We start from the raw sequence: 22,218 nt of genomic DNA on the forward strand, positions 1-22,218 counted from the left end.
GGGATGGCGGGGAACGGGTTGTCGGGCAGGAGGATGATCCGGCGCGCCCGGGCGGCCTGGCCGGCGGCGTCCACGTGGAGGAGGGCGGCGCCGATCCCGGCCGCGCCCACCATGTAGCTGGTGTCGGCCGTCACCTCGCCGGGACGCAGCCGGCGGTAGGCCTGGTACCACCGGTAGCCGTTCCCGTCGTGGTCGGTGGCGCGGGCGATCAGGTCGGCGGCGAGCGTACGGGCGAACTTTAGGTGCGACTCCCGCCCGGTCGCCGCCCACAACCCGGTGAACAGCTCGATCAGCCCGGCCGCGCCGCAGCACTGGCAGGCCACGTTCCAGTAGCCCTCGGTACGCCGGTGCGGCACCCCGCTCGCGACGATGCCGCGCGCCAGCCGCTCCACCCAGTCCAGGTCCCCCGGGTCGCCCGCCACCCGGTAGAGCTCGTAGAACATCCTGGCCACCCCCGCCGAGCCCGAGCAGAACCCGAGATAGTGCAGGTCCCTGGCCTGCGGCACGTGGTGCGGTACGGCCGCGCAGCCGCCGGTCACGACGCTGACCTCGCGGACGAAGTCGGCGCCGCTGCGGGCGGCGAACAGGAAACGCTCATCGCCCGTGGCGCCGTACAGGCGGGCGAGCAGGAACGCGGTGCCGGCCGTACCGGCGAGGAAGCCGGGTGTGACGGCGTCGACCGGCAGGCCGGCGCAGTCGCCGAAGCGGTGCCCGGGAACGGGGAGCCTGGCGATGCGCATGCCCGCCTCGGCCGCCGCCTCCGCGTACGCGGGCACGCCGAAGTGGGCGGCCGAGCGCAGCAGCCCGAGGATGATGCCGCCCTCGCCGCGCTGCGCGGGATCACGTGACCACTGCACGCCCTCCCCGCGCGACCCCACGCCCCTTCCCGAGGGCCCGTCCGTCCGGCCCCGGTGGACGATCAGGTCGGCGATGGCCATGGCCTCCGCCTCGAACCGGTCCTCGTCCAGCGCCCAGCCGGCCTCCATGAGCGCGACCATCGTGCCGGTCAGCCCGTGGTAGAGCGTGAGGTCGTCCTGCTCCCGCCAGGTGGCGGCGAGCCGCCGCGCCCCGGCCCGGGCATCCTCCAGGTACGCCTCGTGACCGCTCGCGGCGGCCAGTTCGAGGAAGAACAGGACGATGCCCGCGGCCCCCGAGTAGAGGGACCACGGCTCAGGGGTCACCGCCGACGCGCCGCGCGGATCGGGGTTGGCCAGCCAGCGTCTTCCGTGCTCGTCGTCGGCCGCGGCGGAGCGGATCCACCGCCCCGCCCGCAGGGCGGCGGTCAGCGGCGAATCGGCACGGGCGCTCGATGGGCGGATCCTGTCCAGGCTCACGACCGCATTATCCCACAACTTGGTAGGAAAATCAGGTTGGCGACAACGAGGCGCTGAAGCTCTCGAAAACGAGGTGCTCAAGCTCTAGTGAATCACCCCAGCCCACTGCTCAACCCCAGCGTCCACGGGGGGCGCGCGCATCTGGTCGTGGCACGGCTCCCGGACGAAGATCGTCAAGGCTCGCCGAGGCGGGTGCCGCCATCCGTGGAAGAGGTGCCGTTCATCCAGGCCGGCGGTGTGCCGAGCAGCTCCTCCAGCTCGGCGAGCGCCCCGTGGTCGGCGGCGCCCGCGCGCGCCAGGTCCTCCACGCGCCGGCACAGGTCGGCCTCGCGAGCGGCTCCCACGGTCGCGCACGCACCACTGAGCCGGTGCGCGAGGGCCGCCGTCGCCGTCAGGTCGCCCGCCCGCGCCGCCGCGCTGAGCTCCTCGTACGCCGGCCCGGCCGTCGCCAGGTACACCTGCGCGATCTCCGTCAGCGCCTCGGGCGACAGGCCCGCCAGCTCGGGCGGCAGGCCGGAGGAGGCCGCCCACGCCGGGATCCTGGCCAGCACGCGCGCCCAGTCCACCGGCTTGGCCAGGTGGTCGTCCATGCCCGCCTCCAGGCACCGGATCCGGTCGTCCGGCATCGCCGCCGCTGTCATCGCGACGATGGGGGTGTGCGCCTCCTCCCGCCTCCTGATCTCCTCGGTCGCGGCCAGGCCGTCGAGCACGGGCAGCTGGCAGTCCATGAACACCAGGTCGTAGCGGCCGGCCAGCACGGCGCGCACGGCCTGCTCGCCGTCGTCCACCGTCACGACCTCGTGCCCGGCCCGGCGCAGGACGAGCGTCGCCACCTGCCTGCTGACCTCGTCGTCCTCGGCCACCAGGATGCGCGCCCCCGTGACCGTGCCAGGGACCTGCACGCGCTCGCGCGGTTCGCCGGGGCACTCGCCGGTGCTCAGGGCGTTCTCCACGGCGGCGATCAGGCGCCGGCGGCTGAGCGGCCGGGTGATCGACTGCACGGTGCGCTCCCCCGCGGCGACCGGCCAGGCGAAGCCCGCGCGGCCCGGCGTCACGACCACGATGACGCTGGTGGCCTGGAGCGCCGGGTCGGTGAGCACGGCGTGCGCGAGCGAGCGGGCAACACCGCCGTCCGGGCCGCCGTTCGCGCCGCCACCCGGGCCGCCACCCGGGCCGCCACCCGGGCCGCCGTTCGCGTCGACCCCGAGGTCCGCCCCGAGGCCCGGCCCCGTGTCCGCGGGGGCGCCGAGGTCGAGGGCGACGACGGCCAGCTCGTACGGCCGTCCGCCGGCCGCGGCGGCGTGCAGGAGAGCGAGGGCGGACTCCCCCTCCCTGGTCTCCTCCACGTCGAGACCCGCGCCCGCCAGGAACCGGGAGGCCAGCCCGCGATCCTCCGGCCGCGGGTCGGCGACGAGAGCGCGCCGCCCCTCCAGCGCCTCCACCACCGGCTCCGGCCAGGCCAGCACCTCCACAGGGAGCGTGACCCAGAACCGGCTGCCCACACCCTCCACGCTGTCCAGCCCGATCTGCCCGCCCATGAGCTCGACGAGCTGCCTGCCGATGGCCAGCCCCAGGCCGCTCCCGCCGGTCCTGCGCGTGATGGGCGAGTCGACCTGGCGGAAGACGCCGAACACCCGCTCGCGGTCGTCCTGGCCGACCCCGACCCCGGTGTCGGCCACGGCGAACCTGAGGACCACCCGCGACTGGTCCGGCTCGCCCTCGTCGAGGGTGACGTACAGGTCGACGCCGCCCTGGACGGTGAACTTCAGCGCGTTGCCGACCAGGTTCGTCAGGACCTGGCGCAGCCGGGCCGGGTCGCCGGACAGCTGCCGTGGCACGTCCTCGTCGAGCCGCAGTGTGAGCCAGAGCCCCTGCCGGTAGGCGAGCGGCGCGAACGGCGCGACCACCTCGTCGCACAGCCGCGGCAGGTCGAACGGCACGGCGTCCACCTGCAGATGTCCCGCCTCGATCCTGGACAGGTCGAGGAAGTCGTCGAGCAGGCGCAGCACGTTCCTGGCCGACGCCTCACCCGTGGTCGCGTAGTGGCGCTGCTCATCGTCCAGCCGGGTGCCCATGAGGAGGGAGTTCATGCCGAGCACGCCGTTGATCGGGGTGCGGATCTCATGGCTGATCTTGGCCACGAACTCGGACTTCGCGCGCGAGGCGCTGACCGCCTGGTCCCTGGCGTCCGACAGCTCGGCCGCGTACCTCGACAGCGTGGCCTGCGCGCGGCGGCGGCCACGGGTGGCGTGGATCTGCAGGCCCAGGCCGATGAGGATGAGCAGGGCCAGGACGACGGCGACGGTGAGCACGTTCGTCCTGAGCCGCTCGGCGGAGGCCAGCGCCGTGGCGGCGGACACCTCGGCGGTGACCGTCCAGCCGATGCCGGGGATCGGCTCGGACGCCGACAGCACCTGGCCGTCGACGCCGTGGAACGGACCGTCCCAGGTACGCCCGGCGAGCGCGGCGTCCACGCGGGGGTCCTCGCGCAGCGAGGTGAGGGCGTACAGCTTCCTGCCGGGGTCGGCGACGAGCACGCCGGCCTGGTCGGTGATCAGCAACCGGATGTGCTGCGCCTCGGCGGCCTGCTCGGCGAACGTCTGGATGGCGTCCAGGCTGTAGACCACCGTGAGGATGCCGAGCATCCGCTCGCCGTCCTCGCTGGGGATGGGCGCGGCCACCGCGACGGCCCTGGACACGCCGAGCATGGTCGGCGTGTACGCCTGCGAGACGTGCGCCTGCCGCCGGTCGCGCACGGCGCGATACCAGTCGCTGTTGGCGATGTCCAGCGGCAGCCCGCTCGGCGGCTCCGCGCCCAGCGTGGTGCCGTCCGGCGAGATGAACAGCAGCCCGCTGACGCCGTCGCGCATCCGCTTCAGCTCGCCGAGGTGGCCGCGCAGGGCCTCGGGGGTGGTCTCGCCGACGGACGCGCGTACGCCGGGCCGCTGCGCGAACGCGGTGACGAGTTGCTTCAGCGAGTCCATCTGCTGCTCCACCACGACCCGGCTCACCGACGCGGTGGTCCTGACCCGGTCACCGACCTCCGCTCGCACGGTCTGGTCCGACAGCGAGATACTCGAGGACGTGAGCAGTGCCAGGGGAAGCAGACCGAGCAGCGTCCACAGGGCCGTCACCGCGAGCAGCCATCTCACCGGCGTCCGTCCTCCCCCTTGTCGCCCGCGGAACAGCGTAGGAGGAAACAGACGTGTACGGCGGATCTCCGTGAGCATAACGAGCAAAAGGCGATCATCATTCGCCGAACCTGCTTAGGCTGCATTGATCCCTGCCAGCCGGACGAGGAGTGTGGCGGTGCCTGAGCCCCGGGACATCACCGTTCTCATCGTGGACGACGACCCGGTCGTCACCGCCGCCCTGCACGCGCAGGTGAACCGGGTGCTGGGGTTCAGGGTGGTGGGCATCGCGCACACGGGCCTCGCGGCGCTGGCCGCGGCCGCCCGGTTCGCCCCCCGGCTGGTGCTGCTCGACCTGCACTTACCCGACATGCCCGGACTGGAGGTGGCGCACCGGCTGCGCCGGCCCGAGCAGCCGCCCGCCGACATCATCGTGATCTCGGGGCGCAAGGAGTCGGCGGCGGTACGCGCGGCCATGCAGCGCGGCGCCCTCTACTACCTGGTCAAGCCGACCAGGGCCGGGACACTTGAGCAGACGCTGCTGCGTTACGCCGCCACGGCCGAGCAGTTGGAGGACGGCGGCCGGTTCGCCGAGCAGCAGGAGATCGACCGGATCTTCCGCTCGCTCCACCTCGATCCCGCGGTACGGCCGAAGAGCATCTCCGCGGCCACCGAGCAGGCGGTGCTCGACGCGCTGTCCGACGTCGCCGACGACGTGTCGGCGCACGAGCTGGCCGCGATGATCGGCGTCAGCCGCGCCACCGCCCGCCGCTACCTGGAGCACCTCACCGAGCGCGGGCTGCTGGAGGGCCGGCCGAGATACGGGCCCACCGGGCGCCCCCAGCACCGGTATCGCGTACGGTGACCGGGCTCAGGGCGCTGCTCGCGCTCCTGCTGTGCCTCGTGCCGGTGGGCTGCGGCACGTCCGATCCCTTCCCCGAGGGCTCGACCATGGCGAGGATCAGGGAGCGCGGCACCCTGATCGTGGGCATCAAGTTCGACCAGCCGATGTTCGGCTACAAGGATCCGGCCAGCGGGCGGATCACCGGCTTCGACGCGGAGATGGCCCGGCTGGTGGCCAGGGACCTCACCGGCAGCGAGCGCAACATCCGCTTCGTCGAGACCGTGTCGCGCGAGCGGGAGAACTTCCTCGCCCAGGGCGTGGTCGACATGGTCATCGCCACCTACTCGATCACTGAGGCCCGCGCCAGGCTGGTCGGCTTCACCGACCCGTATTACTACGCCTGGCAGGATCTGCTGGTCAGGGCCGGTGACACGAGCGTCGACGACCTGTCGGACCTGGACGGCAAGAACGTGTGCACGGCCAAGGGCTCGACCTCCGTCGACCGGCTGCGCACCACCGCGCCCGGCGCGGTCCTGGAGATCGTGGACGCCTACAGCGTGTGCGTGCCGGCGCTGCTGTCCGGGCGCGTCGACGCCATCAGCACCGACGACACGATCCTGCGCGGCATGCAGGCCCAGAATCCCGGCGCGGTACGGCTGGTCGGCAAGCCGTTCGCGCGCGAGCCGTACGGGATGGGGGTCCACAGGACGGACACGGCCTTCCGCGACCACCTCAACGGCCTGATCGCCCGCTGGCTGCGCGACGGGCAGTGGGACCGGGCCTTCATGGGCACGATCGGGGTCTCCGGCGCCGCCCCGGACCAGTCCAAGCCCGCCAATCGCTGAGCAGAACGCGCACAAGCCCGTCACGGAAACCCGCGGCTCCTACGGTTACGCCAACGCTGACCGACACAAGGAGCGTGACGCATGGCCGACCTCATCGTCCTGGACCGGGTCAACAAGCGCTTCGGCGACCATCATGTGCTCAGGGACGTGGACCTGAGCGTCAAGCAGGGCGAGGTCGTCGTCATCATCGGCCCCTCGGGGGCGGGCAAGTCGACGCTGTGCCGCGCGATCAACCGGCTGGAGACCATCGACTCCGGCACGATCAGCGTGGACGGCACGCCGCTGCCCGCCGAAGGGCGGGAGCTCGCCCGGCTGCGCGCCGAGGTGGGCATGGTCTTCCAGTCGTTCAACCTCTTCTCCCACAAGACCGTCCTGAACAACGTCGTCCTGGGGCAGGTCCACGTGCTGAAGCGGCCCAGGGACGCGGCCGTGCGCAAGGCCCGTGAGCTGCTCGACCGGGTCGGCATCGGCGGCCAGGCGGACAAGTTCCCCGCGCAGTTGTCCGGCGGGCAGCAGCAGCGGGTGGCGATCGCCCGCGCGCTGGCCATGGACCCGAAGGTCATCCTGTTCGACGAGCCGACCTCGGCGCTCGACCCGGAGATGGTCAACGAGGTGCTCGACGTGATGACCTCGCTCGCCCGCGACGGCATGACCATGGTCGTCGTCACCCACGAGATGGGCTTCGCCCGGCGGGCGGCCGACCGGGTGGTGTTCATGGCCGACGGCGAGATCGTCGAGCAGAGCTCGCCCGACGCCTTCTTCTGCGCTCCGGACAGCCAGCGGGCCAAGTCCTTCCTCGCCAAGATCCTCACTCACTAAGGAGTGTCATGTTCGGCAGATCCCTCTTCGCCGTGTTCGCCGTGCTGGCCGTGACCACCGCCTGCGGCGGCGGCCAGGAGAGCTACGCCTCCATCGTGGACAAGGCCAAGAACGACAAGAAGCTGGTGATCGGCGTGAAGGCCGACCAGCCGGGTCTCGGGCTGCGCACGCCCGACGGCAGCTTCGCCGGCTTCGACATCGAGGTCGCCACGTACGTGGCCGGGCAGCTCGGGGTCGAGGCGAAGGACATCACGTTCAAGGAGACCGTGTCGGCCAACCGCGAGGCGTTCATCGAGCAGGGCCAGGTGGACATGGTGGTGGCGACGTACTCCATCACCGACGCCAGGAAGCAGAAGGTGTCCTTCGCCGGGCCGTACTTCGTGGCCGGGCAGGACCTGCTGGTACGGGCCGATGACGCCGCGCTGACCGGGCCTGAGACGCTCAACGGCAAGAAGCTGTGCTCGGTCGCCGGCTCGACCCCGGCGCAGAAGGTCAAGACGGAGTACGCCAACGAGGTGCAGCTCCAGGAGGAGCGTACGTACTCGTCGTGCGTGGACCGGGTGCTCGGCGGCCAGCTCGACGCCCTCACCACCGACAACGTCATCCTGGCCGGCTACGCCGCGCAGCACGGCGGCAAGCTCAAGGTGGTCGGCAAGCCGTTCAGCACCGAGAAGTACGGCATCGGGCTGAAGAAGGACGACACGGCCGGGCGCAAGGCGGTCAACGACGCGCTGGAGAAGATGTTCTCCGACGGGAGCTGGACCAAGGCGCTGCAGGCCAGCGTCGGCGCCTCCGGCTTCGCCCTGCCGCAGGCCCCCCAGCTGGAGCGGTACTGATCGGCATGGAGGCGCTGCTGATCGAGGGTGACACGATCCTGGTCGCCTTCTGGATGACGATCAGGCTGACCGCGGTCAGCGCGCTCGGCTCCCTGGTGCTGGGCACGCTCCTGACCGCCATGCGGGTCGCGCCGCTGGCCTCCCTGCGCGGGGCCGCGAGCTGTTACGTGTCCGTGGCCCGCAACACGCCGCTCACGCTGGTGCTGCTGTTCACCGGCCTCGGCGTCGGGGCGAACCTGGGCGTGGAACTGTCCGACGACATCGCGACCAACAACTTCTGGCTCGCCGCCATCGGGCTGACCGCGTACACCTCGGCGTTCGTCTGCGAGGCGCTGCGCTCCGGGCTCAACACGGTGCCGGTCGGCCAGGCGGAGGCGGCCAGGTCGCTGGGGCTCGGCTTCGTCAAGGCGCTCGCGCTGATCACGTTGCCGCAGGCGTTCCGCGCGGTCGTGGCGCCGCTGGGCAGCATCCTGATCGCGCTGACCAAGAACACCACGATCGCGCTCGTGGTGGGCGTGAGTGAGGCGTCGGTGCGGATGCGCGAGATGATCGAGACGTACGGAGACCAGGTCATCGAGATCTTCTTCGGCTTCGCGGCCGGGTTCGTGCTGCTGTGCCTGCCGATGGGGCTGCTGTTCGGCTGGCTGTCGCGGCGGCTGGCGGTGGCGCGATGAGCTACGCGAACCTCTACGAGGCGCCGGGGCCGCGCGGGATCCGCCGCAACCGGGCGCTGGCGGCGGTCGTGGCGGCCGGGCTGCTCGCCGTGGCCTATGTCGTCTACGTGCGCTTCGACGCCAGGGAGCAGTGGGCGGCGGACAAGTGGACGCCGCTGCTGCGCGGGGACGTCTGGGCCACGTTCATCCTGCCGGGGCTGGCCGGCACGCTGGCCGCGGCCGTGGCCGGGGTGGTGCTGGCCGGGCTGTTCGGGCTGGTGTTCGCGACCGCCCGGCTGTCCGAGCACCGCTGGATCCGGGTGCCCGCGGCCGTGGTGGTGGAGTTCTTCAGGTCCGTCCCGCTGCTGCTGCTCATCTTCTTCGCCTTCTTCGGCTCGTACGCCCTCCTCGGGGTGAACGTCTCGGCGTTCGCCGCGGTCGTCTTCGGGCTCACCCTCTACAACGGCTCGGTGATCGCGGAGATCGTCCGGGCGGGGGTGCTGAGCCTGCCCAGGGGGCAGCGGGAGGCGGCGTACGCGATGGGCATGCGCAAGGGGCAGGCGATGCGGCTCGTACTGCTGCCCCAGGCGCTGCGCGCCATGATGCCCGCCGTGGTGAGCCAGTTCGTGGTGCTGCTGAAGGACTCGGCGCTCGGCCTCATCGTCGGCTACGACGAACTGGTCGACCGTGGGCTGAACGGCATCGCGGCCAACTTCTCCAACGTCATCCCCGCGGCGATCCTCATCGCGGCCATCTTCATCCTGATCAACCTCGCCCTGGACCGGCTGGCCCATCGGCTGGGCGTGGCCCGGCAGCCCTGACAAGCCTCACCCACGGGCTCGGCGGCCGTGACGGGCCTCACTCGGCCGGCTCCGCATGCGGCGCTCGGCGTTGCGGTGGGAGCGCTCGCAGGTGTGGCCCGCGGCCGGTCGCGCGGCGGCGGCGCAGCGCGGGGAGCCACGGGGCGGCGGCGAGCACGGCCAGCCGTACGACACCCGCCACCGCACAGGCGGTCACGGCCACCGCGAGCACCAGACGGACCCAGCGCAGCACCCGGCGCACGATGGACGGCCGCTCGATCATCCGCCGATGCCAGCCCACCCCGGCACCCCGGAGATCCGACGCGAAAGGGTGCGGCCGACCGGTAGATTCACGATCACGACTTGGCCATCGTGCTGCCGGACCGGAGGAATTTCGTGACCATTCCCGCGCCGACCGACGTCCACGCCGCATGGTTGCCCGAGGAGGCGTTCCGGCCAGTCGGCACCCGCCGTACCCTCGTGCTCGCCGACGGGCTCCTCGCCGAGACCGTGCGTGCGGAGGTCGCGGCGGCCTGTGCGCGCTACGGCGGCAGTGTCCGGCAGCAGGCGGGTGGCGGGGAGTTCGACCTGGTGCTGGCGCTCTCCACGGCTGAGCAGCCGGTGGAGGTGGCGCCGGGTGAGTGCGGCGCGGAGGGGTTCGCGCTGGCCCACCGCGACGGCGTCACGGTGGTGGTGGCCGACGAGCCGGCCGGCCTGCTGTACGGGCTGTTCCACGTGGTCAGGCTGGGCGAGTCGGCGTTCGGCGCCGAGCGGCCGGTGGAGTGGCACCGGCCGGCGACGCCGCGGCGCATGCTCGGCCACTGGGACAACGTCGACCCGCATCCGGTGATGGGCCAGGTGGAGCGCGGCTACGCGGGCGGGTCGATCTTCTGGCGCGACGGCGGGCCGCGCGGCGACCTGGCACGGGTCAGGGCCTACGCGCGACTGCTGGCCGCGTGCGGCGTGAACGCGGTCGGGGTCAACAACGTCAACGTGCACGCCACGGAGGCCCATCTGCTGACCGACCGGCTCGGCGACGTCGCCGCGATCGCTGACGTGCTGCGCCCGTACGGCATCGCGGTGCACCTGTCGGTCAACTTCGCCGCGCCGATCGCGCTCGGCGGCCTGCCCACCGCCGACCCGCTCGACGCGGACGTGCGCACGTGGTGGGCCAGGACCACCGAGCAGGTGTACGCGGCGATCCCCGACTTCGGCGGCTACGTGGTGAAGGCCGACTCCGAGGGGCAGCCTGGCCCGTTCGCGTACGGCCGCACCCACGCCGACGGCGCCAACATGCTCGCCGACGCGCTGGCGCCGCACGGCGGGGTCGTGTGCTGGCGCGCCTTCGTCTACAACCACCGGCAGGACTGGCGCGACCGCTCGACCGACCGCGCCAGGGCGGCGTACGACCACTTCGCCCCGCTCGACGGCCGGTTCCGCGACAACGCCATCCTCCAGGTCAAGCACGGTCCCATGGACTTCCAGACGCGCGAGCCGGTGTCGCCGATGATCGCGGCCATGCCGTCGACCGCGCTGGCGGTGGAGCTGCAGGTGACGCAGGAGTACACCGGCCAGCAGCGGCACGTCTGCTACCTGCCGGCGATGTGGAGCGAGGTGCTCGGGTTCCGCCCCTGGGGGCGGGACGGGAGGAGCGTGGCCGACGTGGCCGCCGGCGGCGGCCTGGTGGCGGTCTCCAACGCGGGCGACGACCCCTACTGGACCGGCCACCCGCTCGCCCAGGCCAACCTGTACGCGTTCGGCCGGCTCGCCTGGGCGCCGCGGCTGGACCCGGCCGCCGTCCTCGACGAGTGGATCGGCCTCACGTTCGCGGCCGGTGACCCCGAGCGGCTGCGCGGCCCGCTGCACGCGATGATGGACGGGTCATGGCGGACGTACGAGCGTTACACCGCGCCGCTCGGCGTCGGCTTCATGGTCCGCCCCGGCCACCACTACGGCCCCGACGTGGACGGCTACGAGTACACACCCTGGGGCACCTACCACTTCGCCGACCGAGACGGCGTCGGCGTGGACCGGACCCGCGCCTCGGGGACCGGCTTCACCGGCCAGTACCCCGAGCCGTGGTCCGAGGTCTACGAGTCCCTTGAGGAGTGCCCGGACGAGCTGCTGCTGTTCTTCCACCACGTCCCCTACGGCCACGTGCTGCACGACGGCTCGACGGTCATCCAGCACATCTACGACACCCACTTCCAGGGCGCCGAGGAGGCGGAGCAGACCAGGCTGCTCTGGGAGAAGCTGGCCGGCGCGGTGGATCCGGCGCTGCACGCGCGGGTGCGGGAGCGGCTCGACGAGCAGGTGCGCTGCGCCGGGGAGTGGCGCGACCAGGTCAACGCGTACTTCTTCCGCAAGTCGGGGGTGCCCGACGCGCGCGGGCGGCGCATTCCCTGACTCAGGCGGTGAACCTCTCCCGGATCTCCATGATCATCGGGCGGCTGTTCCACAGGAGCGCCGCGACGAGTGCGAAGGCCAGCAGCGCCAGCACCGCCTCGGTGGCGACCAGGGTGACGCCGCCCGCCACGATCAGCAGGCACAGGTTGCCCAGGGTGGCGCCGGGGAAGCGGCCGAGGGAGTACGCCGCCAGCCGGGCCACGTCCACGGTGCGGAACGCGTACAGTGACGTGATCACCAGCGCGTTGGCGACCCAGAGGGTGGAGCCCACCCCGACGAGGACGAGCAGCACCGCCCACCACCCGGGCACGCCGGCGGCCGTGAAGTTCGCCAGGGTCATCACGACGACGGCCAGCCCGGCCAGCCACGGGGCCCAGATCCTCAGCACGCCGAGTGCGTTGGCCTTGTAGCCGCGCCAGAACGCCACCGCCGGCGACAGATCCGTCAGCTCGCGGCTGCGGCGGTGCAACGCGTACAGGGCGGCCGACAGCGCCGGGCCGACCGGCAGGGCGCAGGCGGCGGCCAGGGGGACGTTTCCGGCGTCGCGGTCGAGCAGGACGAGCGCGGCCAGGCCGGGCACGACGGTGACCAGGAACAGCAGCTCCACGATCAGCAGGGTGTAGATCAGCGCGGCCGCGCGCGAGAGCGGCCCCCGGCCGAAGCGGCTCTCGGCCGTCGCCTCACTCATGGTGCGCCCTCCTCCGGGCCGGGCGGGTCGTCCCGCCACGACGGGGCATGTCCGGCCACCGCCGTGATCCCGACCAGGGTAACCCCGCCGGGGCCTCCCACGAGCGGGAGGCACCGGCGCCCGCGGGCGATCAGCCGTTCTCCTTCTTGAACCGCTCGTACGCGGTGTTCACCAGGTTGATGTAGGAGCTCGCGTTCTTGCTCTCCAGCTCCTGGACGTAGGCGTCCCACTCGCTGAGGTCGCGCTCGCCGAGGATGAACTTGAGCGTCTGCTGCTGCACGAAGTCGTCCAGCGGGGTCTCCCACAGCGTGGCCTGCTCGCGCTCCTCCTCGTTCAGCGGCGCGGGGGGCGGCACCGGGAGGGCCTTCCTGGGCTCGATCGCCTTCTGGAACTCCAGCTCCTCCTCGGAGAAGGTCGACTGGAGCAGCTTGGTGGTGCCGCCGTAGGCGAACACGCCGTTGCCGAAGCCGAAGTCCTTCTGCAGGTGCTTGGGGGCGCCGGGGTTGAGTCCCACGTAGTCGACGTCCGACGCGATCTTGTACGAGCCGTCCGCGCCCTTGTTGACCGTGACTCCCTCCACGCCCCACTTGGCGAACTCCTGGCCCGCGTCGGAGTACCACAGCCAGTCGATGAACTGCATCATGGCCACGAAGTTCTCGTGCTCCAGGGCCTTCTTGGAGATCATGATGCCGTTCTCGAGGCGGGTGCCGAATTTGACGTCCCCGAGCGGGCCCGTGGGCGTCGGGATCTTCTCGACCTTGGCCCCCTCGACCGACTTCTCCAGGTTCGCCCGGTAGTCGTTGATCAGAGTCTGCGCGTTGCTGCCGATCACGAAGGACTTGCCCGAGGTGAACTTCCTGATCGCGTCGTCGTCGTTCTGCGTGAAGCTCTCCGGGTCGAGCAGCTTCTCCTTGGCCAGCTTGTTGAGGTATTCCACCATCTGCTTGTACTGCGGCATGGCGCCGGTGAGGACGAACTTCCCTGCGGTCGCGTCCCACGTCTCGTTGTGGTAGTTCCAGCCGGCCTGGGTGCCGTAGGCCTTGGCGATGATGTCGAACAGGGCGCCGCCCGGGGTGGGGATGCCCCACCGGTCGGAGAGCGGGTAGAGGTCGGGATATTCCGCCTTCATCGCCTTGAGCACGGTGTAGAGGTCCTCCCAGGTCTTCGGGACCTCCAGGTCGAGCTTCTCGAGGATGTCGGTCCTGACGGCCAGGGAGTAGTCGATCCAGATGGCCTCATGGACGCCGGGGAGCAGGTAGAAGCGTCCGTCGGCCTGCCGGAGCTCGTCCAGGTCGGCCTTGAGGTTCCACTTGGCGATCTTGTCCTTGAAGTTCGGCATCAGGTCGAGGTAGTCGCTGACCGGGAGGATGGCGCCGGAGGCGACGAACGGGGTCTCCTGGTGCGGATACGTCTTGGGGATGATCAGCGGGGCGTCGCCGGCGCCGATCATCAGGCTGCGCTTGTTCTCGTAGTCGCTGAGCGGCACCACCGTCGGCGTGAGCGTCACGTTGGTGCGCTTGCCGAGCTCCGTCCAGAACAGCCAGTCGTTCTTGAGCGGGTAGTTCGGGTGGTTGTTGTAGAGGATGGTGAACGTGACCGGCGCGGTGGCCTTGAACTGCGTGCCGGCCGAATAGGAGGACATCGCGCCCGCGCGGTTGAGGTCCTGCTGGCCGGACTGCTGCGCCGGCTCGTCGTCGCCGCAACCGGCGAGGACCAGGGTGAACGCGCCGAGGCCGAGTATCGCCTGGCGCCGCGTCACTTGTGGCATTTGGGGGGTCCCTTTCCGTGGGGTGGTGGAGTGAGATGTCGCTTGGGGCGCTAGCCCTTGACCGCGCCGAGCATCACGCCTGAGACGAAGAACCTCTGCACGAAGGGGTAGACCACCAGGATCGGAATGACGGTGAGCACGACCGTCACCGCCTGGATGTTGGCGTTGGTCTGCGTCAGGTCGGCGACGGCGCCGCCGGCCACCTCGGCGTTGGTGGCCCCCGCGATGAGGTTGCGCAGATAGACGGTCACCGGGAAGAGCTCCTGTTTGCCCATGTAGAGGAAGGCGGAGAACCAGGAGTTCCAGAACGAGACGGCGTAGAAGAGCACCATCGTGGCCATGACCGCCTTCGACAGCGGGAGCACGATCCGCCACAGGATGCCGTAGGTGTTCAGGCCGTCGATCGCGGCGGCCTCCTCCAGCTCGGACGGCAGGTTCTCGAAGAACGCCTTCATGACCAGGAGGTTGAAGACGCTGATGGCCTGGGGCAGCACGATCGCCCAGATGCTGTCCTTCAGACCGAGGCCGACGATCAGCACGTAGTTGGGGATCAGGCCGCCGGAGAAGACCATGGTGAAGACGGCGATCCAGATCAGCACCTTGCGGCCTCTGAGGTGCTTCTTGGACAGCACGTACGCGTAGCAGGTGGTCATGAACATCGCGATCACCGTGGCGACCACCGTGTAGACCACCGTGTTGCGGTAGTTCGTCCAGAAGACCGGGTCAGACGCGACGACCTGGTACGTCGTGAGGTTGAAGCCGCGCGGAATGAGGTTGACCTGCCCCGACCTGATGTAGGCCTCGTCGCTCAACGATCGCGCGACGATGTTGACGAAGGGATAGAGCGTCACGAAGACGACGGCGCTCATGATGACGGCGTTGACGCCCCGGAAGACGCGGTAGCCCCGGCTCTCGGTCACCACAGGCTCGTCCCCACCGCGCGACGGGAGATCAGGTTCGCGGACACGATCAGCACCAGCCCGATCAGCGCCTCGAACAGGCCGATCGCGGCGGCGTAGCTGAAGTTGTTGGACACGATGCCCATCCGGTAGAGGTACGTGGAGATCACGTCGGCGGTCGGATACGTCAGGGGGTTGTAGAGCAGCAGGACCTTCTCGAACCCGACGGCCATGAACGTGCCGATGTTGAGGATCAGCAGGGTCACCGCGGTCGGCCGGATGCCCGGCAGGGTCACGTGCCAGATCTGCTTCCACCGGTTGGCGCCGTCGATCCTGGCCGCCTCGTAGAGCTGGTCGTCGATGGTCGTGAGCGCGGCGAGGTAGAGGATCGTCCCCCACCCGACGGTCTGCCACATCTCGGAGGAGACGTAGATCGTCCGGAACCAGTCGGCCTGCTGGATGAACGCGATCGGATCGCCGCCCACGAACCGCAGGAGCTGGTTGATCGGGCCGTCGAGGGTCAGCAGTTGCATGACGATGGCGGCCACGACCACCATCGACAGGAAGTGCGGCAGGTAGGAGACCGACTGCAGGAACCGCTTGAGTTTCCTGCCCCTGATCTCGTTGAGCAGCAGCGCCAGGACGATCGGCATCGGGAAGCAGAACAGCAGGGTCAGCGCGCCGAGCCAGATGGTGTTGGTGAACACCTGCCAGAAGGTCGGGTCGTTCAGGAACATGCGCACGTAGCGCAGGCCCACCCACTCCTCGCCGAAGATGTCACCCCCCGGCTGGAACTTCCTGAAGGCGATCACGTTGCCGAGCATCGGCGCGTACCGGAAGATCAGGAAGAACAGCAGCGGGAGGATCGCCAGCGAGTACAACTGCCAGTCGCGGCGCAGCGCCTGGCGCCAGCCGGGGCGGCCGGTGGGCGCGGCACGGGGTTTGCGCAGGCGCGGGCTCCGCGTGGCCGGTGGCGGGTCCACGGTCCGTGATGTGCTCATCGTGGCCTCTCCGGTGCGATGGGGTCGATGCGGACCACCGGCTGCAGCCGGCGCTCGTGGCCCACCTCGCGCTCGGCGCCGGTCAGGCGCAGCGGCACGGTCGCCGCCACGTCCGCGCTGGAGCGGCCGAAGCGCAACTCGACGTCGCCGGGCTCGACGACGCGCCGCCCGTGGACGCCGGTGAACGAGGTGAGGTCGGCCGGGACCGTGAACGTCACACGCGCGGCCCGGCCGGGTTCGAGCGGGACGCGGGCGTGGCCGATCAGGCGGACCACCGGTCTCGTCGTCTGCGCGACGGGATCGTGCAGGTAGAGCTGGACGACCTCCGTGCCGGCCCGCGATCCGGTGTTCCGCACGGTGACGCCGGCGCTCACCTCGGCGTCGACCGGCCAGTCCGCCGCGTCCGCCCCGGCCTCGCCCCACTCGAACGTCGTGTAGCTCAGCCCGTGCCCGAACGGGAACGCGGGCGTCGGGTCGACCGACGACACGTCCGAGCGGCGGCCCAGCCACGGCGACAGGTACGTCGCCGGCAGGCCGCCGGCGTCGCGCGGCACGCTGACCGGCAGCCGGCCTGACGGGTTCACCGCGCCGGTGAGCACCTCGGCCAGCGCCTGGGCGCCGCGCTGGCCGGGGAAGAAGCCGTACACGATGCCGGCGGCGGCGTCGGCCTCCGCTCCCAGCGCGTACGGCCGCCCGGCGAGCACCACCAGGACCACGGGGGTGCCGGTGGCCAGCACGGCCTGTACCAGCTCGGCCTGCACGCCCGGCAGACGCAGGTCGGCGGAGTCGCACCCCTCGCCGGAGGTGCCGCGCCCGAACAGTCCCGCCCGGTCGCCCACCGCCAGCACGCACACGTCGCTCGCCGCGGCCACGTCCACCGCCGCCGCGATGCCCGAGGTGTCGTCGCCGATGACGTCGCAGCCCGGCGCGTACGTGAGGTCAGGCACCAGCCGGCCGAGCGCGTCGCGCAGCGACGGGATCTCCACCCCGAGCCCGTGCTCGGGATGCGGGCCCACGTGCAGGGGGAAGGAGTAGCAGCCGAGCATCGCCATCGGGTCGCCGGCGACGGGCCCCACCAGGGCCACCCGCCGACCGGCGGCGAGCGGCAGGATCCCGCCGGTGTTGCGCAGCAGGACCACGGCTCCCCGTGCCAGGCGCAGGGCGATGTCCTGGTTGCCCGCGTCGTCGAAGCGCAGGGCCTCGACGTCGGCGGGCAGCCCCTGCCAGCCCTCGTCGAGCAGGCCGAGCTCGGCCTTCTGGGTCAGCACCCGGCCGAGGGCGCGGTCGATGAGCGCCTCGTCGACCTCTCCCGCCTTCACCGCCTCGATCAGGGAGTCACCGAACGTGTCGACCGTGGGCAGCTCGACGTCGATCCCGGCGCGCAGGGCGATCCCGGCCGCCTCCGCCGCGCCGGCCGCGACACCGTGCAGGCGGTGCAGGAACCGGATCGCGAAGTAGTCCGCGACGACCGTGCCGGTGAACCCCCACTCCTCGCGCAGCAGCCCGGTCAGCAGGCTCTCGTCGGCCGCCACGGGAACGCCGTCGATCTGGCAGTACGAGTGCATCACCGACCGTGCGCCGCCCAGGCGCAGGGCCATCTCGAACGGCGGCAGCACGTCGTCCGCCAGCTCCCTGCGCCCCATGTGCACGGGGGCGAGGTTGCGGCCGCCGCGTGAGGCGGCGTAGCCGGCGAAGTGCTTCAGCGTGGCGACGATCCCGGCGCCCTCCAGGCCCCGCACGTAAGCCGCGCCGATCGTCCCGACCAGGTAGGGATCCTCGCCGATCGTCTCCTCGGTACGCCCCCAGCGGTAGTCGCGGGTCACGTCCAGGACGGGCGCCAGGCCCTGGTGGACGCCCGCGGCGCGCATCGAGCGGCCGATCCGCCCGGCCATCTCCTCGATCAGCCCGGGGTCGAAGGACGCCCCCCAGCTCAGCGGGGCCGGATAGACGGTCGCCCGCCAGGCGGCCAGGCCCGTCAGGCACTCCTCGTGGACCTGCGCAGGAATGCCGAACCTGCTGGTGGCCACGATCTCCGCCTGGGAGGCGGCCAGCGAGCGGGCGCCGGCGACGGGGTCGACAGGCGCGGTGCCGAACGGGCGGGTCAACTGGCCCAGGCCGTGAGCGATGACCTCCTCCCATGCGATGGCGCCCGACATCTCGGACTGGTGCGGGGCGACGCCTCCCCCCGAGGCGTCGGCGCCGACCCACACCCCGAAGAGCTGGGCGACCTTCTCTTCGAGGGTCATGAGCGGGATGAGCGTCGCCGCCCGCTCGGCGGGGGACAGCCGTGCGTCCCGCCACGCTGCGGGCTCAGGGCTCGTGTCGATGGGTACGTGGCCCCTCATGCCATCCCTTCGGCCAACGGTGTGACACCGAAACTTTCAAGACGATCTGCTTAATATTGCGGCAACATATGGGCGGCATTGAGGTGTGTCAAGAGTGCTATCAACTGCTATGTTGCGAATCCTCCCGCCCGCCACTCGCCTCAGGTCAGGGGTTTGAGCTGGGCCGGTTCGACGGCAAATTTCCCGAAACTTTCGGGCGGTTAACCGAGGGGCGTGGATATACGCGGGGTGCCCTGGATGACTGTTCCCGGGCCGGGAACCGGCGTCTCCCGACATGGGACGACGCGGCGCGATATTTGGGGTGTCCGTTTTAACGCCATTGACATCTCCGCAAAACGGACTCTACGTTATGCGAAACGTTTCGACTACCGGCCCGCCCAAGGGTGGCCGGGCATATGGCCGGGTGGAATGTCCTCGTTACGTGACGTGGCCGAGCGCGCGCGGGTCGCGGTCAGCACCGTCTCCGCCGCGCTCAACGGCACCCGCCCGGTGGCTGCGGCGACCAAGCGGCGCATCGAGCAGGCCGCCGCGGAGCTCGGGTACCGCCCCAACCTGCTGGCCCGCGGCCTGCAGAGCAAGCGGACGCGCATCCTGGCCCTGCTGTTCCCCGCGCCGCGCGCCGGATTCGGCCTCACCGAGATGCGGTTCGCGACCGGTGCCGCCGAGGCGGCCGGCGAGCTGGGCTACCACCTGCTGCTCTCCCCCGAACGCGACGACCCCGTCGAGGAGTTGCGCCACATCACCGGCCTGGGGCTGGTGGACGGCGTGCTGCTGATGGAGGTGGGGCTGGACGACGAGCGCGCGGAGTTCCTGTCGGCGGCCGGGGTGGCGTACAGCATGATCGGGCGGACCCGCGAGCCGGGCCCGATCGACTACGCCGACATCGACTTCGCGGCGACGGCCGAGACCGCCGTGGCCCACCTGGCCGGGCTGGGGCATCGCAAGCTGGCCTTCTTCAACCACGCGGCGGACGCGCACGCGGCCGGGTACGGGCCCGCGGTGCGCGCCGGCGTGGAGTTCGCGGGAGCCGCCCGCGCGGCCGGGATCGGGTATGTGGACGACTTCCGCCCCGGCTCGGCCGAGGACGGCAGGGAGGCGTTCGAGCGGCTGATGGCCGCCCACCCCGACGTGACCGCGCTGGCCGTGATGGACGACCACGCGGCGGCCGGGGTGATCGCGGCGGTGGCGGCACGCGGCTGGCGGATCCCGGAGGACCTGACCCTGATGCTGGTGCTGTCGTCGGCGCGGGTGGCCGAGATGTTCCATCCACGGCTCACGACGCTGGAGCCGCCCAGTGCCGAGCTGGGCCGGCTCGGCGCGCGGATGCTGATCGACCGGCTGGCGGACCATGACGCCCCGCCCCGCCGGCGTCTCGTACCCTGCCGGCTGGTGCCGGGCGACAGCTCGGCCCCACCCCGCGAAGAGCCGCCACCGGACGGAAGGCGGACGCCCGCACGCGCGGAGCGGACCTCGCCGCGGACGGCGGGCGTCCGGGGGTCCGCGACCCCCGGCATCGACCACATCGAGACCACCATCAGCTCCAAGGAGTGACATGACCACCTTCCCCAAGAACTTCCTGTGGGGCACGGCCACCGCGGCCTACCAGGTCGAGGGAGCCGTCGCCGAAGACGGCCGCGGCCCCTCCATCTGGGACACCTTCTCCCACACGCCCGGCCTCGTGGCGAACGGCGACGCCGGTGACGTGGCGTGCGACCACTACCATCGGCTGGAGGAGGACCTGGACATCCTCGCCCGCCTGGGGGTCGGCGCGTACCGGTTCTCCATCTCGTGGCCGCGCGTGCGGCCCGGCGGGCGCGGCCCGGTCAACCGGCCCGGCCTGGACTTCTACTCCCGCCTCGTCGACGGGCTGCTGGCCAGGGACATCGCTCCGGTCGCCACGCTCTACCACTGGGACCTGCCGCAGGAGCTGGAGGACGCGGGCGGCTGGCCGCACCGCGACACCGCGCTGCGCTTCGCCGAGTACGCGGGCCTGATGGGCGAGGCGATCGGCGACCGCGTCCACACCTGGATCACCCTGAACGAGCCGTGGTGCTCGGCCTACCTGGGCTACGCCTCCGGCGTGCACGCCCCGGCCAGGTCGGAGCCCGCCGCCGCGCTGGCCGCCGTACACCATCTCAACCTCGGCCACGGCCTGGCCGTCCAGGCCCTGCGGGCGGTCGTGGCGCCGACGGCGCGGATGTCGGTCACGCTCAACCTGCACCACGTGCGCGGCGTGTCCGAGGCGGACGCCGACGTGGTGCGCAAGGCCGACGGGCTGTCCAACCGGGCCTTCCTCGGCCCGATGCTGGAGGGCGCCTACCCGCGCGACCTCATCGCCGACACCGCCTCGGTGACCGACTGGTCGTTCGTGCTCGACGGCGACGAGGCCACCGCGAACCAGCCGCTGGACGTGCTCGGGGTCAACTACTACAACCCCACGCTGGTCCGCCGGTGGGAGGGTGACGGCAGCCGGGAGACCGCCGACGGGCACCAGGACGGGGCCGGCTCGCCGTGGATCGCGTGCGAGGACGTCGAGTTCGTCCGCCAGCCGGGGCCGTACACCGAGATGGGGTGGAACATCGACGAGAGCGGCCTGACCGAGCTGCTGCTGCGCCTGCACCGCGACTACCCGGACACCCCCACGATGATCACCGAGAACGGCGCCGCGTTCGACGACGTCCTGGGCGGCGACGGCCGGATCAGGGACGAGCGGCGCGTCGACTACCTGCACCGCCACCTGACGGCCGTCGCCGAGGCGATCGCCGGCGGAGCCGACGTGCGCGGCTACTTCGTGTGGTCGCTGATGGACAACTTCGAGTGGGCGCACGGCTACGCCAAGCGGTTCGGGATCGTGCACGTGGACCGTGACACGATGGAACGCACCTGGAAGGACAGCGCCCACTGGTACCACGACGTCGTGTCCACCGGCAGCCTCCCGGTGGGCTGAGCGTCAGGGCTTGCGTCCCACCCCTCCCACGAAGGTGTGGTACGTGATGCCGGGCGCCGCCCGGTCGCCGGGGTCAGGCCGCCACTCGGGCAGCGGCACCAGGCCGGGCTCCAGCAGTTCGAGGCCGTCGAAGTAGGGGAGGAGTTCCTCGCGGGTGCGCCACCGGCCGGTGCCGAGGTTCTCGTTGAAGAGCTTCTCGGCCGCGTACGCCTGCTTCGACACCTCGGGGTGCGCCTCCCCCGGGTTGTGGAAGTGCGAGATCACCACGTGGCTGCCCGGGGCGAGCGGCCCGGCCAGCCGCGCCACGACGGCGGCCGGGTCGTCGGCGTCGGCGAGGTGGTGCAGGATGCTGAACATCAGCAGCCCCACCGGCTCGGCGAAGTCGATCAGGCCGCGCGTCTTCGGGTCGTCGAGGATCTTCCCGGCCTCGCGCGCGTCGGCCTCGACGATCGTGGTGGTCTGGTCCGCCGCGAGCAGCGCCCGGCCGTGGATCAGCACGATCGGGTCGTGGTCGACGTAGACGACCCGCGCGCCCGGGGTCACGGACTGGGCGATCTCGTGCACGTTGCCCTGCGTGGGCAGGCCCGAGCCGACGTCGATGAACTGCCGGATGCCGGCCTCGCCCGCCAGGTGGCGGACCGTGCGCCGCAGGAACTCCCGGCCGGCCTGGGCCGCCTCGGGCGCGTCCGGCGCGATCCGCAGCGCCGCCGCGGCCACCTGCCGGTCGACCTCGTAGTTGTCCTTGCCGCCGAGCATGTAGTCGTAGACGCGGGAGACACTGGGTTTGGAGGTGTCGATCCCGTCAGGCGCGATTTCCTGCTCGCTCTCGGGCACTGTCGCTCCTCGTATCGGGGGGCCGGAGTCACCTGATCCTAGATCGCGATCCCCCCGGATACAGGAGG

Annotated in this window: 18 protein-coding genes; 9 read left to right on the forward strand and 9 right to left on the reverse strand. The window is 71.4% G+C overall.

The annotated features are described in order from the left end of the window. Nucleotides 1-1,334: lanthionine synthetase LanC family protein (locus ITP53_RS27485; protein ID WP_195898348.1), on the reverse strand; the 1,334-nt coding region annotated here is incomplete at its 3' end. Between the two features lie 173 nt (nt 1,335-1,507). Beyond that, complete coding sequence (locus tag ITP53_RS27490) at nt 1,508-4,486, reverse strand: hybrid sensor histidine kinase/response regulator (protein ID WP_195898349.1); 2,979 nt, start codon at nt 4,484-4,486, stop codon at nt 1,508-1,510. Nucleotides 4,487-4,643: 157 nt separating this feature from the next. On the opposite strand from ITP53_RS27490, the gene ITP53_RS27495 reads away from it, so the two are divergent. From ITP53_RS27495 to ITP53_RS27520, 6 genes are all read left to right on the forward strand, one after another. Then, on the forward strand, nt 4,644-5,330 hold the full coding sequence (locus ITP53_RS27495; RefSeq protein ID WP_195898350.1) for a response regulator: 687 nt from the start codon (nt 4,644-4,646) through the stop codon (nt 5,328-5,330). Continuing rightward, complete coding sequence (locus tag ITP53_RS27500) at nt 5,327-6,154, forward strand: glutamate ABC transporter substrate-binding protein (protein WP_328815931.1); 828 nt, start codon at nt 5,327-5,329, stop codon at nt 6,152-6,154. The genes ITP53_RS27495 and ITP53_RS27500 overlap by 4 nt, the downstream gene beginning before the upstream one ends. Nucleotides 6,155-6,235: 81 nt before the next feature. Next, the gene (locus ITP53_RS27505) at nt 6,236-6,973 is read left to right on the forward strand and encodes an amino acid ABC transporter ATP-binding protein (RefSeq protein WP_195898351.1); all 738 of its coding nucleotides are present in this window, start codon (nt 6,236-6,238) and stop codon (nt 6,971-6,973) included. Between the two features lie 8 nt (nt 6,974-6,981). Further along, nucleotides 6,982-7,809, forward strand: coding sequence for a glutamate ABC transporter substrate-binding protein (locus tag ITP53_RS27510; RefSeq protein ID WP_195898352.1), 828 nt, complete (start codon nt 6,982-6,984; stop codon nt 7,807-7,809). Nucleotides 7,810-7,814: 5 nt separating this feature from the next. Next, complete coding sequence (locus tag ITP53_RS27515; protein ID WP_195898353.1) at nt 7,815-8,483, forward strand: amino acid ABC transporter permease; 669 nt, start codon at nt 7,815-7,817, stop codon at nt 8,481-8,483. Next, entirely contained in the window at nt 8,480-9,283 is an 804-nt protein-coding gene (locus ITP53_RS27520; RefSeq protein WP_195898354.1) for an amino acid ABC transporter permease, read from the forward strand. Before ITP53_RS27515 ends, ITP53_RS27520 begins: the two co-directional genes overlap by 4 nt. Nucleotides 9,284-9,320: 37 nt before the next feature. On the opposite strand, the gene ITP53_RS27525 is transcribed toward ITP53_RS27520, so the two are convergent. Continuing rightward, complete coding sequence (locus tag ITP53_RS27525) at nt 9,321-9,563, reverse strand: hypothetical protein (RefSeq protein WP_195898355.1); 243 nt, start codon at nt 9,561-9,563, stop codon at nt 9,321-9,323. A 71-nt stretch (nt 9,564-9,634) separates the two neighbouring features. Here ITP53_RS27525 and ITP53_RS27530 point away from each other — a divergent pair, with 71 nt between their 5' ends. Continuing rightward, complete coding sequence (locus tag ITP53_RS27530) at nt 9,635-11,668, forward strand: alpha-glucuronidase (RefSeq protein WP_195898379.1); 2,034 nt, start codon at nt 9,635-9,637, stop codon at nt 11,666-11,668. Between the two features lies 1 nt (nt 11,669). Here ITP53_RS27530 and ITP53_RS27535 read toward each other — a convergent pair whose 3' ends face one another. The 5 genes from ITP53_RS27535 to ITP53_RS27555 form a co-directional block, all read right to left on the reverse strand. Continuing rightward, the gene (locus ITP53_RS27535; RefSeq protein WP_195898356.1) at nt 11,670-12,356 is read right to left on the reverse strand and encodes a DUF624 domain-containing protein; all 687 of its coding nucleotides are present in this window, start codon (nt 12,354-12,356) and stop codon (nt 11,670-11,672) included. Nucleotides 12,357-12,486: 130 nt separating this feature from the next. Next, nucleotides 12,487-14,124, reverse strand: coding sequence for an ABC transporter substrate-binding protein (locus ITP53_RS27540; RefSeq protein WP_195898357.1), 1,638 nt, complete (start codon nt 14,122-14,124; stop codon nt 12,487-12,489). 50 nt (nt 14,125-14,174) lie between these two features. After that, entirely contained in the window at nt 14,175-15,044 is an 870-nt protein-coding gene (locus ITP53_RS27545; RefSeq protein WP_328815934.1) for a carbohydrate ABC transporter permease, read from the reverse strand. Next, the gene (locus ITP53_RS27550) at nt 15,041-16,024 is read right to left on the reverse strand and encodes an ABC transporter permease (RefSeq protein ID WP_195898358.1); all 984 of its coding nucleotides are present in this window, start codon (nt 16,022-16,024) and stop codon (nt 15,041-15,043) included. The genes ITP53_RS27545 and ITP53_RS27550 overlap by 4 nt, the downstream gene beginning before the upstream one ends. Beyond that, entirely contained in the window at nt 16,021-18,369 is a 2,349-nt protein-coding gene (locus tag ITP53_RS27555; protein WP_195898359.1) for a beta-xylosidase/alpha-l-arabinosidase, read from the reverse strand. Before ITP53_RS27555 ends, ITP53_RS27550 begins: the two co-directional genes overlap by 4 nt. Nucleotides 18,370-18,777: 408 nt before the next feature. On the opposite strand from ITP53_RS27555, the gene ITP53_RS27560 reads away from it, so the two are divergent. Together ITP53_RS27560 and ITP53_RS27565 are read left to right on the forward strand one after the other, a co-directional pair. Continuing rightward, a complete protein-coding gene (locus tag ITP53_RS27560; protein WP_195898360.1) occupies nt 18,778-19,920 on the forward strand; it encodes a LacI family DNA-binding transcriptional regulator in 1,143 nt (380 codons plus the stop codon). Between the two features lies 1 nt (nt 19,921). Further along, nucleotides 19,922-21,316 carry a GH1 family beta-glucosidase gene (locus ITP53_RS27565; RefSeq protein ID WP_195898361.1) on the forward strand — a complete coding sequence of 465 codons (1,395 nt, stop codon included), beginning with the start codon at nt 19,922-19,924 and terminating at the stop codon, nt 21,314-21,316. A 3-nt stretch (nt 21,317-21,319) separates the two neighbouring features. On the opposite strand, the gene ITP53_RS27570 is transcribed toward ITP53_RS27565, so the two are convergent. After that, a complete protein-coding gene (locus ITP53_RS27570; RefSeq protein ID WP_195898362.1) occupies nt 21,320-22,150 on the reverse strand; it encodes an SAM-dependent methyltransferase in 831 nt (276 codons plus the stop codon). Nucleotides 22,151-22,218 lie beyond the last annotated feature (68 nt).

Source organism: Nonomuraea cypriaca (assembly GCF_015645445.1).
In the GTDB taxonomy this organism is placed as follows: Bacteria; Actinomycetota; Actinomycetes; order Streptosporangiales; family Streptosporangiaceae; genus Nonomuraea; species Nonomuraea cypriaca.

What these genes read in the sequence shown, in the direction of transcription:
- ITP53_RS27505 (WP_195898351.1), top strand. Translation starts at nt 6,236, where the DNA reads ATGGCCGACCTCATCGTCCTGGACCGGGTCAACAAGCGCTTCGGCGAC.
- ITP53_RS27510 (WP_195898352.1), top strand. Translation starts at nt 6,982, where the DNA reads ATGTTCGGCAGATCCCTCTTCGCCGTGTTCGCCGTGCTGGCCGTGACC.
- ITP53_RS27515 (WP_195898353.1), top strand. Translation starts at nt 7,815, where the DNA reads ATGGAGGCGCTGCTGATCGAGGGTGACACGATCCTGGTCGCCTTCTGG.
- ITP53_RS27520 (WP_195898354.1), top strand. Translation starts at nt 8,480, where the DNA reads ATGAGCTACGCGAACCTCTACGAGGCGCCGGGGCCGCGCGGGATCCGC.
- ITP53_RS27535 (WP_195898356.1), bottom strand. Translation starts at nt 12,356, where the DNA reads ATGAGTGAGGCGACGGCCGAGAGCCGCTTCGGCCGGGGGCCGCTCTCG.
- ITP53_RS27540 (WP_195898357.1), bottom strand. Translation starts at nt 14,124, where the DNA reads ATGCCACAAGTGACGCGGCGCCAGGCGATACTCGGCCTCGGCGCGTTC.
- ITP53_RS27550 (WP_195898358.1), bottom strand. Translation starts at nt 16,024, where the DNA reads ATGAGCACATCACGGACCGTGGACCCGCCACCGGCCACGCGGAGCCCG.
- ITP53_RS27555 (WP_195898359.1), bottom strand. Translation starts at nt 18,369, where the DNA reads ATGAGGGGCCACGTACCCATCGACACGAGCCCTGAGCCCGCAGCGTGG.
- ITP53_RS27560 (WP_195898360.1), top strand. Translation starts at nt 18,778, where the DNA reads ATGTCCTCGTTACGTGACGTGGCCGAGCGCGCGCGGGTCGCGGTCAGC.
- ITP53_RS27565 (WP_195898361.1), top strand. Translation starts at nt 19,922, where the DNA reads ATGACCACCTTCCCCAAGAACTTCCTGTGGGGCACGGCCACCGCGGCC.